This is a genomic window from Maritalea sp., from assembly GCF_047634455.1.
Taxonomy (GTDB): Bacteria; Pseudomonadota; Alphaproteobacteria; order Rhizobiales; family Devosiaceae; genus Maritalea.
The window spans coordinates 1-15,657 of the sequence record NZ_JBLIAI010000062.1 but is presented as its reverse complement, the minus strand read 5'-3'; the positions used below and the strand labels follow the sequence as shown (position 1 = coordinate 15,657).

The 15,657-nt window shown below is 49.7% G+C and carries 14 protein-coding genes; 3 read left to right on the top strand and 11 right to left on the bottom strand.

Features of this window, described 5'->3' with window-relative positions:
• Positions 1-616 (bottom strand): alanine--tRNA ligase-related protein (locus tag ACJAZW_RS12950; protein WP_415158759.1); only part of this gene is annotated, 616 nt, incomplete at its 3' end.
• A 209-nt stretch (positions 617-825) separates the two neighbouring features.
• Positions 826-1,917, bottom strand: coding sequence for a recombinase RecA (recA, locus tag ACJAZW_RS12945; RefSeq protein ID WP_415158757.1), 1,092 nt, complete (start codon positions 1,915-1,917; stop codon positions 826-828).
• Positions 1,918-2,220: 303 nt separating this feature from the next.
• On the opposite strand from recA, the gene ACJAZW_RS12940 reads away from it, so the two are divergent.
• Entirely contained in the window at positions 2,221-3,273 is a 1,053-nt protein-coding gene (locus ACJAZW_RS12940) for a DUF418 domain-containing protein (RefSeq protein WP_415158755.1), read from the top strand.
• Between the two features lie 21 nt (positions 3,274-3,294).
• Here the strand turns inward: ACJAZW_RS12940 and cckA are convergent, their stop codons facing one another.
• The 7 genes from cckA to flgB form a co-directional block, all read right to left on the bottom strand.
• On the bottom strand, positions 3,295-5,847 hold the full coding sequence (gene cckA / locus ACJAZW_RS12935) for a cell cycle histidine kinase CckA (protein ID WP_415158763.1): 2,553 nt from the start codon (positions 5,845-5,847) through the stop codon (positions 3,295-3,297).
• A 201-nt stretch (positions 5,848-6,048) separates the two neighbouring features.
• Positions 6,049-7,128: a flagellar biosynthesis protein FlhB gene (gene flhB, locus ACJAZW_RS12930; protein WP_415158753.1), complete on the bottom strand. Its 1,080-nt coding sequence runs from the start codon at positions 7,126-7,128 to the stop codon at positions 6,049-6,051.
• An 8-nt stretch (positions 7,129-7,136) separates the two neighbouring features.
• On the bottom strand, positions 7,137-7,898 hold the full coding sequence (gene fliR / locus ACJAZW_RS12925) for a flagellar biosynthetic protein FliR (protein WP_415158751.1): 762 nt from the start codon (positions 7,896-7,898) through the stop codon (positions 7,137-7,139).
• A 27-nt stretch (positions 7,899-7,925) separates the two neighbouring features.
• Positions 7,926-8,192, bottom strand: coding sequence for a flagellar biosynthesis protein FliQ (fliQ, locus tag ACJAZW_RS12920; RefSeq protein ID WP_415158749.1), 267 nt, complete (start codon positions 8,190-8,192; stop codon positions 7,926-7,928).
• Between the two features lie 30 nt (positions 8,193-8,222).
• Positions 8,223-8,549 (bottom strand): flagellar hook-basal body complex protein FliE, encoded by a 327-nt coding sequence (locus ACJAZW_RS12915; RefSeq protein ID WP_415158747.1) that lies wholly within the window; start codon positions 8,547-8,549, stop codon positions 8,223-8,225.
• An 82-nt stretch (positions 8,550-8,631) separates the two neighbouring features.
• Complete coding sequence (gene flgC, locus ACJAZW_RS12910; protein WP_415158745.1) at positions 8,632-9,045, bottom strand: flagellar basal body rod protein FlgC; 414 nt, start codon at positions 9,043-9,045, stop codon at positions 8,632-8,634.
• A 32-nt stretch (positions 9,046-9,077) separates the two neighbouring features.
• On the bottom strand, positions 9,078-9,482 hold the full coding sequence (flgB, locus tag ACJAZW_RS12905) for a flagellar basal body rod protein FlgB (RefSeq protein WP_415158743.1): 405 nt from the start codon (positions 9,480-9,482) through the stop codon (positions 9,078-9,080).
• Between the two features lie 211 nt (positions 9,483-9,693).
• On the opposite strand from flgB, the gene ACJAZW_RS12900 reads away from it, so the two are divergent.
• A complete protein-coding gene (locus ACJAZW_RS12900) occupies positions 9,694-10,497 on the top strand; it encodes a hypothetical protein (RefSeq protein ID WP_415158741.1) in 804 nt (267 codons plus the stop codon).
• Positions 10,498-10,573: 76 nt separating this feature from the next.
• Positions 10,574-11,275: a flagellar type III secretion system pore protein FliP gene (gene fliP, locus ACJAZW_RS12895; protein ID WP_415158761.1), complete on the top strand. Its 702-nt coding sequence runs from the start codon at positions 10,574-10,576 to the stop codon at positions 11,273-11,275.
• 24 nt (positions 11,276-11,299) lie between these two features.
• Here fliP and ACJAZW_RS12890 read toward each other — a convergent pair whose 3' ends face one another.
• Both ACJAZW_RS12890 and ACJAZW_RS12885 read right to left on the bottom strand, forming a co-directional pair.
• Entirely contained in the window at positions 11,300-14,665 is a 3,366-nt protein-coding gene (locus tag ACJAZW_RS12890) for a hypothetical protein (protein ID WP_415158739.1), read from the bottom strand.
• Positions 14,666-14,742: 77 nt separating this feature from the next.
• A complete protein-coding gene (locus tag ACJAZW_RS12885; protein WP_415158737.1) occupies positions 14,743-15,492 on the bottom strand; it encodes a MotE family protein in 750 nt (249 codons plus the stop codon).
• Positions 15,493-15,657 lie beyond the last annotated feature (165 nt).

Here is a 15,657-nt window from a genome sequence, read left to right as displayed (position 1 = left end):
ACACCAAGTTCCAGATCTCAATAAATCGATCGCCATCTTCTTCCGGCGATCCCGGTGGTCCGCCCCAGATTTGATCCCCGTGATCATAAAAAATCTCAGAAGACGGACCGCAAGGCCCCGTATCACCCATTGACCAAAAATTATCAGAAGTAGCGATCCTAATAATCTTGTCTTCAGAAAGGCCGCCGATCTTTTTCCAAAGGTCAAACGCCTCATCATCCTCGGCATAGACCGTGACCAAAAGCTTATCAATCGGCAGGTCAAACTCTTTGGTGATCAGATTCCACGCCAGCTCAATCGCATTTTCTTTGAAATAATCGCCAAACGAGAAGTTGCCCATCATCTCAAAAAAAGTATGATGACGCGCGGTAAACCCAACATTGTCCAGATCATTGTGCTTGCCGCCAGCGCGTACGCATTTCTGCGCTGAAGTGGCCATGCTGTAGGGGCGCTTATCAAGACCTGTAAAGACGTTCTTGAACGGCACCATTCCTGAATTCGTAAACATCAATGTCGGGTCATTTTGCGGCACCAAGGGACCGGACGCGACGACCTCATGACCATTCTCACTGAAATAGTCGATAAATTTTGAGCGGATTTGGTTGACGCTACTCATAAAGCCTGCCGGTTTGTTGGGGGCTCCAGAGTAACTGGAGCAATTGACATTTTTTTGGTTTTAACCTGCGCAATGCCCCCTGTCTAGTTGAGTGTGCACATGGCCATTGGCATCACAAAAAAAGCGCCAACTTGCGTCAGCGCCTTTTGTGAGGATTATCGAGCACAAGGGAGTTTTCCCAAGGGATTGCACAGCTTATTGAACTTCCGTTACTTCGTAGCCGGTTCAATAAGTTTTGGATCAACTTCAGTAAGTGCAGGTGGCTCAATCATGTTGTCAGTACTAAGTCCGGCACTTTCACGCACCCCTGCCTCAATTTCAAAAGCAATATGTGGGTTGTCTTTCAAGAACTGTCGTGAATTTTCACGTCCCTGCCCTAGCCGTTCACTATTATAAGAGAACCACGAGCCTGATTTCTCAACAATACCAGCCTTCACACCCAAATCGAGCAACTCACCGGTTTTGGAAATACCCTCGCCATACATGATGTCAAATTCAACCTGCCGGAATGGTGGCGCAAGTTTGTTTTTGACCACTTTAACGCGGGTTTGATTGCCAACAACTTCGTCGCGATCTTTGATCGCGCCAATACGGCGAATATCCAGACGGACAGAAGCATAAAACTTCAGCGCATTACCGCCCGATGTGGTTTCTGGTGAACCGAACATCACCCCAATTTTCATTCTGATCTGGTTGATGAACAGTACAGTCGTTTTCGAACGTGAAATCGAACCCGTCAGCTTGCGCATCGCTTGGCTCATCAAACGCGCTTGCAGGCCAGGCAAAGAATCACCCATCTCACCTTCAAGCTCAGCTTTCGGGGTCAGCGCCGCAACAGAATCGATAACCAACATGTCGATGGCACCAGAGCGAACAAGTGTGTCCGTGATTTCAAGCGCTTGCTCACCCGTGTCAGGCTGTGAGATCAGCAATTCATCAATATTGACACCAAGTTTACGCGCATAAATGGGATCAAGCGCATGCTCCGCATCAACAAAGGCACAAATGCCGCCAGCCTTTTGCGCCTCGGCAATCGCGTGCAGAGCTAATGTCGTTTTACCCGAACTCTCAGGACCAAATACTTCAACAACACGCCCACGTGGCAAGCCGCCAATACCCAATGCAATATCAAGGCCCAGCGAACCTGTTGGAACTGATTCAACTTCAATCGCTGTGTTTTCACCCAGCTTCATGATTGAACCTTTACCAAAGTTCCGCTCGATCTGCGACAATGCCGCTTCCAGCGCCTTGTTCTTATCCATAGAACCCCCCTCGACCACGCGAAGTTGAGAATTAGCCATTACCTTCTCCTTATTCCAAAACCAGCGCCGTCATGCAATCCATCGGGCAAATCTATTTCTTTATTTATTTTGTACTGTATTTGTTCTCACATTTTTCGACCCATGTCAATCAATATAAACGATTGTAACAAAACACTAAATTCAGATATATTCATATTTTGTTCTCTTTTGATGCGCGATTGTTGACTTATAGGCAAGGCAATTGAACCCAAATTGCGCCAGACGTAACAGCTCAGATTGGTTGATTTCGAGAGAATCATCATATATTAGAATGATCATTCTCGTAATAACGAAAGAACCGATATGAAAAACCGGCGCATACAGGGACTGGATCTTGCAAGATTCTTTGCGTTCGCAGGTATGGTCGTCGTCAATTTTCAGGTGGTTATGCGTGCGCCGCAAAGCCCGTCTATTTCTTTTTTGGCGGATATTTTGGCCTTTTTGGAAGGCAAAGCCGCAGCAACATTTGTTGTTCTTGCCGGGATTGGCGTGTCCCTCGCCTACCAACAGTCTGTAAGCGACCATTTCCATGCGATCATGCTAAAACGCGCAGGTTTCTTACTCGGTGTTGGTTTGGTCAATATGTTGGTTTTTGACGCGGATATTATTCACTATTACGCGTTCTATTTCGCCATCGGCATTTGGTTGTTGCCTCTTTCACGCAAGGCCCTACTCGGCGCGACCAGCGCTATCATCTTAACGTCGCCAGCCCTAATGTTGGTGTTCAACTATGATGCTGGTTGGGACTGGAACACGCTAAGCTATAGCGGATTTTGGACGCCAATGGGGTTCATTTCGAACTTGTTCTTCAACGGCTGGCACCCGGTTGTGCCGTGGTTGGCATTTTTCAGCTTCGGTATTTTCTTGGCAAAACTCGACCTGTCAACATCTGCCAATGCCATCCGCATGGCCATTTTCGGCACAGCCGGGCTGATGATCGTAACTTTGCTCAGTGCGGTGTCTGTGAACGTCCTAACAACAAACATTGGAGCCGACGCCGCGGCAATCTTTTCCACATCGCCCATTCCGCCCGGCCCCCTTTATATGCTGAACGGCATAAGTACAGCCATGCTGGTTATCGGGTTTTGTTTAATGTTGCCCAAGGCGATTTATCAAAACACGCTCATCAAAACGCTTTGCCAAACAGGCCAGCAAACGCTCACCCTGTATATCGCTCACATCGTGATCGGCATGAGCATGTTAGAGACATTCGGGTTGATTGGAACAACAACAGCGCCAATTGCGCTTTGGGCCGCTATTGAATTTGTCGTTATCTCAGCAATCTACGTCTATTTTTGGCGCAAGCGTTTCCAGCGTGGCCCACTTGAGGAGATTATGCGCCGCATAGCAAGCTAAACGATTGTGCGTTGGCCTTGTTTATTCTGCACCAGACAACACGGTTTTCACTTTCTGGGCGAGCTGCTTCAAAGAGAACGGCTTCGCCAAAAATTCGACAGAACTGTCATCTTCCAACCCTTTGCGAATATTTTCTTCTGCATAGCCAGAAACAAAAATCACCTTGATGTCAGGATACCGTTCGCGCATGTGAGTGAGCAGCGTCGGCCCGTCCATTTCGGGCATTACAACATCTGAAATAAGCAGCTCGATTTCGCCGTCAATTTCTTCGAGCACTTCAAGCGCCTCTACTCCGCTGTCCGCCTCGTGCACCACATAACCTGCCGAGGCCAGCGCCCGTGACGCAAATGCCCGCACACTGTCTTCATCCTCAACGATCAAAATGCGTTCTTTACCCGTTAAATCGCGCACCTTGGCTGGCAAGTCTGTATCCGGCTTTGGCAACTTCTCTTCTTTGCGCACAAAGCGGGGCAAGAATATCTTGAACGTCGTGCCCAAATCCATTTCCGTATCCGCATAGATGAACCCGCCAGTTTGTTTGACAATGCCATACACCGTTGAAAGGCCAAGGCCTGTGCCTTTACCAATGTCTTTAGTGGTGAAGAATGGCTCAAAAATTTTCGCCAGCACTTCAGGCGGAATCCCTGTGCCCGTGTCCTCCACCTCGATCAACACATAATCAGCCGCAGGCATGCCGCGATAATTGAAGGTCGCCGCTTCCTGCGCGCCCACATTGCTGGTGCGAATTTTTACACGCCCGCCGCCTGGCATCGCGTCGCGCGCATTCACGACCAGGTTGATCACCACCTGCTCGAGCTGAATATGGTCGGCACGTACCGGCCAAATGTCAGCCGCATGATCCACTGTCAACGTTATGCTATCACCGATCAACCGCTTGAAAAGCACCGTCAGATCATCAACCAGCAATGACACTTCCAGCACTTCCAATCGCAGTGTTTGCCGACGCGAAAACGCCAACAACTGCCGAACAAGCCCCGCCGCACGGTTACCATTTTGCTTGATCTCCATCGTGTCTTTGAACGACGGATCATTCGGCCTTAGGTTGAGCAACAAGAGATCGGAGAAGCCAATAATCGCTGTCAGAATATTGTTCAAATCATGTGCTATACCGCCTGCCAATTGGCCGACAGCCTGCATTTTTTGACTTTGTGCAAATTGCTGTTCAAGAACGCGTTGTTCAGTCGTGTCCAAAGCATAGACAATCACACGTTCGCCGCTGCCATCGCCATCGGCAATGCCTGAAACATAAAGACGAACGCTGCGCTCTTCATTTGCCGCCAGCACAGTATCAACCGGTTCAATAGTTGACTGGTTTGATTTTGCCGCATCAATGGCAGCCACAAACCGGGATTTGGCTTCGGGAACAACAAGTTCTGTAAGCGGCAAGCCTTCAGTTGCTTTCTCGCCGTGCTCATTGCCGAATGTGCGCATAAAGGGTGCGTTTGTGCGCACGATATTGCCGTCTTCATCCAGTGCGGCAATGGCAAAAGGTGTGTCATTAAAGAACCGACTGAACCGAACTTCTGCATTGCGCAATTCTTCTGACGCATCAATACCCGGCGCGCGATCAAGCACTAACGTGCGCGTTTCGCCCAAATCGCCTTCTGCAAGGCGCGCCGCACGGTGCAACAGCCGGACCGGAAAGTTGGTGCCATCCCGCTTCACCAAATCAATATCGATAACTTCAGTTTTAATTTGACCGTCATTGCTGCCACCAAGCAAAAGACCCGAGCCATCGCCGCGTACGATTTCGGACAAACGCAACGAACCGGCATCAAATTCTGCCAAATCATAACCAAGCCAATTAGCAAGAGTTGCATTGAGATACTGAATTTTGCCGCGTCCATCGGTCGAAAAGAAACCAGCCGGAGCGTGGTCCAAATAGTCAATCGCCTTCTGCAATTCCAAAAAGATGTTTTCCTGCCGTTCACGGTCGCGCGAAATATTTTGCACCGACCACAGCACCAGTTTTTTCCCCGATGCACCTTCGATTTCTGGCAAACTATGCACAGATACGCGGTACCAAACAGGTGCATTTTCAACCCCGTTTGCACCCGGCCCATCTGTCAGTCGAATGTCTTCCACGGCCCGGCGACCATCATGCGCGGCGCGCGAAAGCCGGTAAATGGCTTCGCTTGCTTCCGCTGCGCTTGCAAATAGACGGGGCACACTCACGATTGATTTACGGTCCAGCCCAGAAATCAATTCGCCATAAGCCGCGTTTGCATAAACAATGCGGCCTTCGCGATCTGCAACAACCGCACCATAGTCTAAACTGTCCACAATCGCATTTTGCAGCGCCGGCCCATCATCCGAATGGGAGATTTTGAACAGTCCTGCGGCCAACCCAAAAAGGCAAAACACACCTATAACGGCCAACAAACCAAGCACTAGCAAAAGCATGTCAGCGGGGATTTGGTCACCGTAAATCGAATAGGCAACAGCCAGCCCGACAAACAGCGCGGAAAGCAGAATGACACGCCATATGCCACCGCCGCCTAAGCGTGCCTGTGCAGCGGGTTGCGGATAACTATCTTGGGCCAGCGGCGTCATGGACATTGTTTGCCCCTATTCTGTCTTGTGCTGAGCGCTACCAAGCGCTCAAAAACCCACAAGAATCATGAAAATTGTTGTATCTAATCAACATCATTAGTTACGCTCGCATCAAGCAAGTTTAAGACATTATTTAGCATTTGGCGGGATTGCACAGTATTTTTTCGTTAATTCGAACATTTTTTACAAAACATGTTTGAATTACCCGGCGCTCCATGAACGGGATTTGCGCAGCTGCATCACATAACCGATAACCTGAGCAACGGCCTTAAAGTGCTCTGTCGGTATTTCTTCTTCGACTTCAACACTTGCGTGCAATGCCCGCGCCAAAGGCGGATTCTCAACAATCGGAATTTCGTTTTCGCCGGCAATTTCCCGAATTCTTAATGCCACTGCGTCGGTACCCTTGGCCAAACAAACCGGCGCACCCATGCCCTGCTCATATTTTAGCGCCACCGCATAGTGCGTTGGGTTGGTGATGATTACGCTTGCATCAGGCACGGCCGCCATCATCCGCTTGCGACCGCGTTCTGACCGCAATTGTCGAATTTTGGCTTTGACTTTGGGGTCGCCTTCCATTTGTTTGTACTCGTCGCGAATTTCCTTGATGGTCATTTTTTGCTTTTCCCACCATTTGTTACGCTGGTACATAACATCCAAACCGGCAATAACGGTGACGACAGCAATTGTGCCCAGCATTATTTTAATGGCCATTTCCTGAAACACGGGCATAATCATTGATGGGTCGGCCGTAATAATGGTGTCTAGCCTATCTCGTTCCGGCCACATCACCAAAAACATGATCACGGAAACAATAGTCAACTTGGCCAGCCCTTTACCAAAATTCACGAGTGCCTCACTTGAAAACAATCGTTTTGCACCAGCCAACGGCGATATTTTGGAAAATTTTGGTTTTATAGGGTCAAGTGACCAAACTGGTCGGTGCTGCACCAAATTCGCGGCCATCCCGAATGCGGACATAATGAGCAATGGCAAAACCGCAACAATCAACACGGTACCCACCAGATTTTGCCAAAAGGCATCAAAAGCGGCCCCGCCCACTTCAATCTGATCCGCATTCACCATTATTATTTTGAGTTGCTCAACCAAACCCGAAGCGGTGATTGGCGCCATAAGCGCAAGCACAAAAGTCATCCCCAGCATCATGAACCAAGTGGTAAGCTCTTGGCTCTTGGCCACATCCCCACGTTTGTGCGCGTCCTCGAGCTTTTTCTCGGTAGGCTCCTCGGTTTTCTCAGACTTATCTGGTTCGTCTGCCATATGCCGCCCTACCCGATCAGCTTAAGCAAAAACTGCTCAATGTGGTTCATATACCAAGTCATCATCATGGTGAGCAACAAGGCAAGCAGCAGCAGCCCGATCGCAATATTTGCTGGCATGGCAATGAAAAACACCTGCAGCTGCGGCATAAGGCGCGCCAACAGGCCCAGACCGAAATAAAACACAAGACCAAAGACAATAAACGGCGCAGACATCTGCACGCCCACAACAAAAGTGCCCGCCACAATATCGATGGCCATATCCGCCGCATCTTGTAGGTCTAGTGCCATGCCGGGCTCAAAAATCGAATAACTCCTGTAAATCGCCACAAGAACAAGGTGGTGCAAATCGAGCGCAAAGATAAGCGTAATCCCAAGCACGGCAATGAAATTGCCAAAAATCGCCCCCTGTACGCCGCCTTGTGTCGGATCTGCAGTTTGCGCAAATGACAGGCCAGTTTGAAATGCAATAATGGTCCCGGCCACTTGCGCCGCAGATGTCAATATCCGCGACACACCCCCAATAATCAGCCCCACTGCGATTTCTGAGAGCAACAAGAAAAGTGCTGGATAAAACGCGACCGCTTGGCGCGGGTAATTCTGCGAAATCAGCGGATACATGATGAAAGTAAAGAGCAGCGCTAAGGTCAGGCGCATGCGCAGTGGCAAACGCTGAGAGCTGAAACCGGGCATGAGCATAATCATGGTGCCCAAGCGCGCAAAGATAAGAATGTAAATCAGAGCTGTCTGCGGGAGCCAATCAATGCTCATCGTCTAGGTCCCGTTTACACACTAGATCTAACCACCAGAAATTATAAGGTCGGCAATGCGGTCCATATAACCGCTCATCAATGCACCCATGAAGGGCAACAAAACCACCAACGTGATAGATATGGCCAACATTTTAGGCACAAACACCAATGTTTGTTCTTGAATTTGCGTCAAGGCCTGTATCAAAGCGATGACAACACCAACAACCAAGCCAACAAGCATCAGTGGTGAGGCAACGTATATCAACGTCCAAATACCGTCCTGTGCAACATCAAGCACTTGCGCACCGGTCATTCTAGCCTCCAGTCAGGGTAAACAGATACCCTAAATTGGCATCCGCATAATCTCTTCATATGCGCTGATGACCCGGTCACGAATCGTTACCATAGTTTGGAGCGCAATTTCAGTTTCCGAAATTGCAGTCACCATATCAACCACGTTAGACTTTCCATCAACAAGATCTAACGCCGTCTTGTCTGCTTGACGCCCACTTTCAACAACCGAACCAATAGATTCGGCAACCAACTTGCCGAAATCAGGGACAGCGCCCAATTCTCCGACGGCTCCGCCTGGCGCTGCTTTGGAGGCCTGATCAACAAGTTTGGTTGCACTCGCATAGGCATTCGATGCCGCAGAAAACGGTACGCTCATTTCATTCCCCAACTTCACTTTTGCCTTACCACAGTTCTGTTCCCCAACAGGCGTGCAGCAATTGGCTCTCCGTTAACGCGTGCTACCCACGCAAAATATCCAACGTACCGCCCATCATTTGGCGGGACGTCGTAATTACATTCAAATTAGCTTCATAGGTACGTTGTGCTTCGCGCATATCCATCGTTTCGATCAACGTGTTCACATTCGGGTAAAGCACATAGCCACGCTCATCAGCAGCCGGGTGTCCGGGCTCATAGCGGCTTTGAAAATCACTCATGTCGTAACTGACTTTGCCAATTTCGACCTGATTGGCTTGAAGTTCGCGATTATATACGGCCTCAAAAGTTGGCACACGGCGCCGATAAGGCTCGCCACCCGACGTCTTCGCTGCCGAACTAGCATTTGCCATATTCTCAGCAATGATGCGCATCCGCGCAGACTGGGCCTGCAATCCCGTAGCGGCTATTTTCAATGAACTCATAAAGTCCGTCATAATCTACTCCTACTGATCAGCCAGAAACCAAACTAGGCTTTACCCAGTGCTGTTCTAATCAATTTGATCGAACGCGTATAAAGTGTGGTCACAGCTTGGTAATCCAGTTGATTCCCAGACACTTTCATCATTTCGTCTTCCAAGACGACCTGATTGCCTTCCGGCGTAATTTCAAAGCTGTTCATTTTTTGAACGCCAAACTGGTCAGCTCCCTGCCCGGTTACACTGAAATGTTGTGCGTCGGTTGAGCGCGTAGACACGTTTGACATCTTTAACGCACTCATTTGGTCGGAAAAAGAATATGCCTTAAGATCACGTCCGCGATAGCCAGGCGTTTCTGCGTTCGCAACATTCTCGGCCAGCAATGATTGGCGTGTCTGGTGCCACTTCATTTTTTGGCCAAGAGCTTGGAACAAAGGCAAATCTGAAATCGACATAAATGGGCCTCCACTTCTACTAGGCAGATATTGCCGCCCATTTAGTTAACGCCGCATTAACGATATCTCCCATATTGCAATATTTACGCATTTTTCGGCCTTGCCCTTGCCCTAATTGCTTGTATAGCTGAGTTCATGGGAATAAATTTCCCACATCCGGTGCTGCAATCGCGGTGCGCGGACGGGCATCAACGGGGAAACGGGCGAAATAATGGGCTTTATCAGCGATCTTTTTGGCAATATAGACAGCAATATCTGGATTCTTGCAGGTGGCCTCGCGATTACTATTGTCGCCATCATCCTCGTGGTTTGGTTGCTCAAATTTGCGTTCAATGCAAGCCGAAACGGCTTGGGCAATCGCATGAAACGGTTGGGTGTCGTCAGCACGGCAACGGTCGACAACAAGAGACAATTGGTGATCATTCGACGCGATAATTTGGAGCATTTGATCATGATTGGCGGTCCCACCGACGTGGTGATCGAAACCGGCATTGATCCCCAAGAATCCGTGACCCAAAAATCCCCAGTTAAACGCTCCAACCAAGCGCCAAGCCAAACGGTGACAGCTAAAGCTGAACCAAAGGTCGAACCGATTGTGAATGAGCCCACAGTACCTGCACCAAAACAACCAATTTCGGCACAGCCGGCAAATATGGGCACAACTTCCTTTGCTCGCCCTGCCCCACGCATCGTGCCAAACACGCCATCGCCGACAGCAGATGAGCCAGCAACCAATGTTACAGCAATTGAGAAATTGCGCGAATTGGGGAAATCAAAACCGGACTCCACGGCGTCTTCACTACGCTACCCGGGGATTTTGCGACCGGTCACCCGTCACAAAGGCGTGGATAGAAGCGAGTTAGATCAAAATAACGACGAACAATCCAACGACTCAGATAAATTGACTGCTCAGGAAGCGCCCAAAATAGAAGCGGCGCATGGAGCAGATGTTGATAAGGACGACAAAACGGACACGTCTAAAGAGCGCGGACGAAAGCCAGCGAACAGCAAATAGCGGCACGCTCGACAAAGCATTTATTCAAGCAACATTGTGGCGTTGCCTAAAACTTTCTGGCGTCTGTTTTGGCGTCATGTTTGTTGGGTCTCTCATTGCATTTCCGGCCCTTGCACAAGATATATCTGTTGATTTTGGTGATCAAACAACGCTGACCGAGCGCGCGGTTCAACTGGTCGCAATTATCACGGTGCTTTCGCTTGCACCTTCGATTTTGGTGATGGTGACATCGTTCACGCGCATCGTTGTTGTGCTGTCTTTACTTCGCACCGCAATCGGCCTGCAAACAGCCCCACCAAACTCGGTGATGATCTCACTGGCGCTTTTTCTAACGGCCTTTGTGATGGCCCCGACATTGCAACGTTCTTATGACGAGGGCATCGCCCCACTTGTCAGCGGAGAGCTGCAGATCGAGGAAGCGCTGCCGCTTGCAGCGGCGCCTTTGCATGAATTCATGCGGCAACATGTGCGCGACAAAGACGTTCAGTTGTTCCTTGATCTAACTGAAGCCGAGATTCCAGAAAACCCTGAAGACTTAGCGCTCACAATTTTGGTCCCAGCTTTTATGATCTCCGAACTGCGCCGCGCGTTTGAAATCGGGTTCTTATTATTCGTACCATTTATTGTCATCGACATGGTTGTCTCTTCTGTCCTGATGTCCATGGGTATGTTGATGCTGCCACCAATTGTAATATCGCTACCGTTTAAGCTGATTTTCTTTGTGCTGGTTGATGGCTGGAATCTTGTCGCAGGATCGCTAATTCGAAGTTTTGGGTAAACTCCATTATATCCAATAAAAGCGCTAAAGCACGTCCGGCTGCGGCGCAATCGCACCGCTTTCAACATATTGCGTTTTGTAGGCATTCAGGAACGAATTCAATGAGTCAACATCGGCGATCTGTCTCGCCAGTTTCCTAAACTCAACTGTGCCGTATGCCGTTTTGCTCGTCACAAATTCAAAAACCGGCCATTCTGGTGTTCCAGCCATCCGGCCGGAATATTTGGCGCGCAGCCGCGTCAGACCAATTTCATCGCTTGCCAAAGTATAGGCAACCGCAGCCTTAACCAAATGATTGCGCACCGTGATCGATAGTGCACCTTCGGGCAGACCGTCAGAATATATCCGTTCCAGCATTTCGCCAGCTTCCCGGTAACGTCTGCCCGACCAATGTGCATCAACTTCCAACAAGGCGGCATCGCGTCCCTCTAGGCCGCGCAATATATCCACCGCCAATTCATCGCGCCCCGCGTCAATCAGCGCTCTGGCCTCCAAAATGCGTCTCTGGCGCTCAATGGTGGGCACCAGGTTCGCAAGCCGCGTCCGATAAAGCGTTTTCAGGGCCAGGTCCGGACGACGATTTGCAATCTGAATAATGGCGAGGTCCGTGGCGATTTTTGCGCGGGCAACACCCTCTAAGCGATTGTCGATTTGATATTCAAGCAACCCGGCGGCTTGTTCCAGCAAATCCACTTTCACCAGTCGACGTGCCAAGTTGCGGATCATTTCATCGCCCTTGGACCCAACCGGTGCCAAGTGGCGGAAGTCATAGAATATGGCCAATGCCGAAATCGGATCCAACCGATCCGCCTCGCCATTCAAGTAAAGGTCCGCAAACACCTGCTTTGCTTCTTCGTAAAGGGCCGTCTCGTCTGGCGTGTCTTGGTTCTCAGCCGCCATCAATGCGAGCGTTTCAAACCCGGCACGATAGTCACCTGAGCGAAATTGAAATTGTCCCATCATGTGTTGAATTTTTGCAGCAAGGAAGCCACCGCGCCACGTCAATGATTGCAGCTCCAGCGTTTGCTTTGCTTTCTCGATGTCAATTTTTTTGGTCTTTTCCAGAATGACCAATGTCCGGTAAACCGCCTCAGCACGCGTCGGTCGAATGTCCGCATTCATGACCGCGCCATAGGTATCTAACGCTTCTTCATAACGTTCTTCGATTTCATCAACACGCCCAGAAATAAGGTCGTACTTGCTCAACCCTGCCCGATCAAGCGCCGCAAAATCAATTGCATCCAGATAGCGCACGGCAAGACTTGAATCGTTTTCCTCTACCGCCGCCCGTGCCGCTGCAAAGTAGAATTCATTTTGCAACCAACTTGGGTAACTTGAAACCGCATCTTCCGATCTTAGTGCATCGGCACGCGCCATGTCATATTCTGCACGTTGTACCCGCGCAATTGTGCGCCACATAATCGCATCTGTTTGTTCCGATATTGCTTCATCCAGCAAATATTCCAGCGCATCATTTGGCCGGTATGCCAAAACGTTCGCAGCAGCAATTGCGATTTTGGTCTTGTCTTGGAGCACCGGACGCTTGGTGTCTTCCAATATGACCGTGGCCACGCCGATCGCCTCCTGCGCCAAGTTGGCGCCAAGATAAAGCCTTGTAAGCTCTAATCTGGTCGCCTCCAATGTCGGGCCATCGACCTGCGTTAACCGGTTAGATATCTCCTCGAGTTTTCCCCTAAAATCTTGCGGATTGCCAACGTTAAAACTGGATAGATCGAGGAAACCCAAACGGCTCTCTTTGTCTTTTTCCGTTTGGTCCGTGCGGCGTTCAGCACCATCAGACAGGACCAGGCCGTCAGTCGAATCAATAATGACCTGACTACCTTCAATAGTGACGCTTAGCTGATCGCCAAAGGGTTTCACCACAAACCCGTGAACGGCTTTCAGCGCTCGAAAGTCAACATATTCCAAATCCCGCACAACTGCGCGCGATGGCGGATATGCCGTAACGACATACAGCATGTCACCCACATTTGGGTCCCTGATCTGGTGCACCCGCGCTGGTCTTTGCAAATCAGCCGTGACACGCACACGACCCGTTGACGTAGTGTCTTGGCTCAGCACCATTGGCTCAGTCGGCGAAATGAGAATGTCGCCCAGCGAAAGCACCCAGGAACGGCCCTCAGACCCGAGCGTGGCCAACCGATCTGCATTCATATTCAATCGAACAATCTGCGTTTCGCCGGCACTATCAACTTCAATATCTTCAGCAATGCCACCCATCATGTCCATATCTGCGGGCTTCTCAATGGTCACATGGGTGTCAAAAACCAACCAAACAGAACCACCGCGTTTGTACACAGCGGCAGGGGTATCTTGTTCAAACGGAAAAACCAGACGTACAGTGGCACCTATTCTATTGATAAAAGGGGTGATTGACGTTTGTCGTGAAAAGGTTGGTCCGCGCGCTAACTTGTTCTCTTGCATGATAACCGCGGGCGTTTTTTCTTCCTCTTCCACGGTGAGTTCCAGATCTTGTGGAATATTCCCTTCAACAAGATCGGAAAGCGGCACACTAATGCTTTCATTGTTGGAGAAATCTAAATCAAGCGTGTAACGACGTTTTTGTTCGTTGAAAAACCGAGGGTCTACTTCTTCGGCCAACTCAAACATCAGCAACAGCCCATCATCAGAAACCGATTTTGTCACGCTCAGAATTTCAGGGGGGAGATCTGAATTGATTTTGTACAGATCTACGTCAACCGGCCATTCAAACCTCAAAGAGGCGACGCGATCTTCAACACTGAATTCGGCCTCCGTCTCCATCGACCAATCAAAAACAAGTCGAGAGAACGTGGGGTGTCGCCCCAACCTGATTTCCATCTCAGGTTTGGATTCACGGGCAATTTTTGCTTTTCGGCGGCGTTCCGCCAACAAGGCGGCCTGCTCTGCCCGCAACGCAAGTTCTTTCACGACCTCCTCAGGCAAAGCTGGGTCTAACCCCGTCCAATCAGTTGGGATGATGTCAATAATCAACCGCTCGCCGGCTTCAATTTTGTTGATCCTATATTCGCGCTTCAAGCCAAATCTCAGTCCCTTACGGTCCGGATCCAGCCGACCAACGGCAATATAGTCGCCCAAATGCTCAGTCACATCTGGCAGATTGATTTCAATTGCTTTGGAAAACTCTAGCGACAAAACACCGCTCTGGATATTAAGCGTATAGGACGGCAAATTCAGCCGATCTTTGAACCGGATGATCATTCGACCGAAACCCGTTTGACCCTGCGCAATCAACTCCACGCGTTCAACCAGCTCAGTAGTTTGGGCATACGCGCTGCCTGCAAACGCAAAAATGCACATCATCGCTATCCATAAATGGAAAACGACAAAACGCAGATCAGCATTTTTTGGCTCGTGTTTAACGATCATCAACCGCAATGGGCTCCGACTTTTCACTCCAACCAAATTATAGCGGTAGGCTTAACGGCGTCTTACTTTTCCGTAACCTATTGCCCAACAATCTGCGGTAAATCATCATTGCCGCCACCATTTGCAGGCTGATTAAGCTCAGTCAAATTCGGATTGGCCAAGTTGATCGTCAAAGCCTCGGCTTTTTCAGAGTCCATGGCCGCCATAATCGTTGCCATTTTACGTGGATTTATGCGCTCAACCATGCGCACCAAAACAATCATATCCAAACGGTCAAATATGCGGGCAGCATCTTTGGCTTTCATATTTTCATATGTGGCCACCAAAGCCTTGAATTTCTCTTCTTCTTGGCCTTCTTTTTTGTCCACAAGGGCGGAAATTCGGGCCTCAATCTGCTTTAACTCGTTTGCGCGCGTTTCCAGACGTATTTCGGCGGCCCGAATTATCGCTTCTTGCACGGCCAGCTGGCTCTCGCGTTCGTCCAATTCTTTTCGCCGCTCACCCAAACGTTCTAAAAACTCTAGCTCAGTCAGTGCAATACCTGTTGAATCGCTAAGTTGCTGAAGATTGCCCTTCGAATCCAGTTGTACAGCCACCGCATCCGCTGGACGATTAGAATCAAGGATGGTCTTTGTTGCCTCGACAACAGGATTGGCTTCAGCCCCATCCTCTGCCCCCTCAGCAAGGGCTTCAGCCTCAGCTTCCTGGGCAATAGCTTCGCGATTGCCAAACACATACAAATCACCAGAGATGAAACCAAATAGCTTAAACACCAGCAGCGCCGATGCCGCGACCATAACAATCGGCAATAATCGGATTGAATTCACGCCGCCGCTCCGTCATGGCGAGAATACCGGTCAAGATGGTCAAGCGCGGCTTTGGCCTTAAGCGGCACCTCTTTTGATTTCGGTGATGCATTGCGTGCAGTTTGAGCGATCATCGCGATCTTGCTCATCACCGCTTGACCAGCGTTCACATGGTGCGCCAATTCA

Excerpts from the sequence above, each read along its gene's own strand:
- recA (WP_415158757.1), bottom strand. The coding sequence starts at position 1,917 with ATGGCTAATTCTCAACTTCGCGTGGTCGAGGGGGGTTCTATGGATAAG.
- ACJAZW_RS12940 (WP_415158755.1), top strand. The coding sequence starts at position 2,221 with ATGAAAAACCGGCGCATACAGGGACTGGATCTTGCAAGATTCTTTGCG.
- cckA (WP_415158763.1), bottom strand. The coding sequence starts at position 5,847 with ATGACGCCGCTGGCCCAAGATAGTTATCCGCAACCCGCTGCACAGGCA.
- flhB (WP_415158753.1), bottom strand. The coding sequence starts at position 7,128 with ATGGCAGACGAACCAGATAAGTCTGAGAAAACCGAGGAGCCTACCGAG.
- fliR (WP_415158751.1), bottom strand. The coding sequence starts at position 7,898 with ATGAGCATTGATTGGCTCCCGCAGACAGCTCTGATTTACATTCTTATC.
- fliQ (WP_415158749.1), bottom strand. The coding sequence starts at position 8,192 with ATGACCGGTGCGCAAGTGCTTGATGTTGCACAGGACGGTATTTGGACG.
- ACJAZW_RS12915 (WP_415158747.1), bottom strand. The coding sequence starts at position 8,549 with ATGAGCGTACCGTTTTCTGCGGCATCGAATGCCTATGCGAGTGCAACC.
- flgC (WP_415158745.1), bottom strand. The coding sequence starts at position 9,045 with ATGACGGACTTTATGAGTTCATTGAAAATAGCCGCTACGGGATTGCAG.
- flgB (WP_415158743.1), bottom strand. The coding sequence starts at position 9,482 with ATGTCGATTTCAGATTTGCCTTTGTTCCAAGCTCTTGGCCAAAAAATG.
- ACJAZW_RS12900 (WP_415158741.1), top strand. The coding sequence starts at position 9,694 with ATGGGCTTTATCAGCGATCTTTTTGGCAATATAGACAGCAATATCTGG.
- fliP (WP_415158761.1), top strand. The coding sequence starts at position 10,574 with ATGTTTGTTGGGTCTCTCATTGCATTTCCGGCCCTTGCACAAGATATA.
- ACJAZW_RS12890 (WP_415158739.1), bottom strand. The coding sequence starts at position 14,665 with ATGATCGTTAAACACGAGCCAAAAAATGCTGATCTGCGTTTTGTCGTT.